Origin of the sequence: Moorena sp. SIO3I8 (genome assembly GCF_010692325.1) — a bacterium.
Taxonomy (GTDB): Bacteria; Cyanobacteriota; Cyanobacteriia; order Cyanobacteriales; family Coleofasciculaceae; genus Moorena.
On sequence record NZ_JAAHHW010000408.1, the window covers coordinates 1 to 1343 of the forward strand.

Consider the following 1343-nt stretch of genomic DNA (forward strand, 5'->3'; position numbering starts at 1 on the left):
GCCTTTTCCCCTTCTTCAAGGAGAATTTTTTCCTTTTCTAGGGCAGAAGGTATTTCTGGTTCCCGCACTTCCAGCTCTTGACCTGCTAAAATTGGCTGACTAGTTGTCTGAAATGTTTGATTTTCAGTCCCGTCACTGGAGCCAACAATTTCCTTTTGGATCGTAGCTGTTTGTGCTGCCATGGTAGTGTTCAGCAGTACTTGTTTCAGCCTAGGTTCAACGTCGTAGTCACCCTTTAACCATTTAACCCGCAGCCAATAACGGGGAGGTAAATTAAAGTCTTCCCTTGGTGCAAAATCCCCTGGTGGCAGAAATTCAATTAAACCGGAACGGGTAAAGTTTTCCGTTTCATCTCTTATGGTTAGTTGTTGCCATTCTTTGCCATCCCAATATTGCCAGGAAAGTTGGGGAGAGCCACTCGGTGTAGGGTTATCAAGCTCTTCACCGTATACAATATCTACAATAAAGAAAAATAAGCTCAGGGGACGGTTGGAAAAGCTGCCGTTTGCTGGTGTAACAAAACCCAAATAAAGAGCTGGTTTCGGAGTAGGTTTTGCCTCTTGTTCTTGTGTGGGTTTGAAGGGAACAAATGACTGATTTAAGGTCAAATCGATTTGCTCATTAACGAAATCGTTAGAGATCAACACCTGTTGAGGCGGTATCGCCGGTGTTGCTGACTAGTCTAGTGAATAATCTGCGGTAATGGAACGAATTAATGGAGGAGCAAAACTAGCAGGCTTGAAGATATACTTGACATCGTTAGTATCTGCATCCCGTCTAACTGTTCCATCTTCGTCGCGATCGGGGATATAACTAGCCTCTTTGCCATAATCACCAGCAGTAATTTGCACCCGAATCCAGGCACTGTCGATGCCACCAATGGTCTTAATTTTCGGTTGTGCAGGTAAGGTAAACCTAACTACTTGAGTTCCGGGAATAGTGAAAGCTTTTGTATTATCCTGAAAGTTATTATTTGAGGTGTTTTGCTGAACCTCGTCTATATTTCGGGTTGATGTACCCAGTAGAGTCCACTCCTCACCATCCCAAAATCTCCATTGCAGCCTAAGGTTAGGATTAATCGATTCCTCTTTTAGTTCGATGCCAGCATCAGTAGGGTCAATTACATTAACCTGAAGGTTGATCGTGCCATCTTTGGTAAAGGCTGTATGTTCTGCCAAATCCAGATAGAGAGTATCCCCAAATCTCGGTTTCTCGCCAAAGGGGAAAAATGGCTGGCTCAAATCCAGGGATACTTGGTTAGTCAAAGCATTCTGAACTTTCAGAGCCTGATGATTGAACTTTCCTTGGATGGTTAGATTAGTAACTTGAGGCAGATGTTGTTC

General features: G+C 43.6%; 2 protein-coding genes. Both read right to left on the reverse strand.

Annotated elements, in window-relative coordinates:
- Positions 1 to 608, reverse strand: a 608-nt coding sequence (locus F6K51_RS37420) for a hypothetical protein (RefSeq protein WP_293031280.1), incomplete at its 3' end; no start/stop codon positions are given.
- A gap of 69 nt (positions 609 to 677) precedes the next feature.
- Positions 678 to 1343, reverse strand: a 666-nt coding sequence (locus F6K51_RS37425) for a hypothetical protein (RefSeq protein WP_293031283.1), incomplete at its 5' end; no start/stop codon positions are given.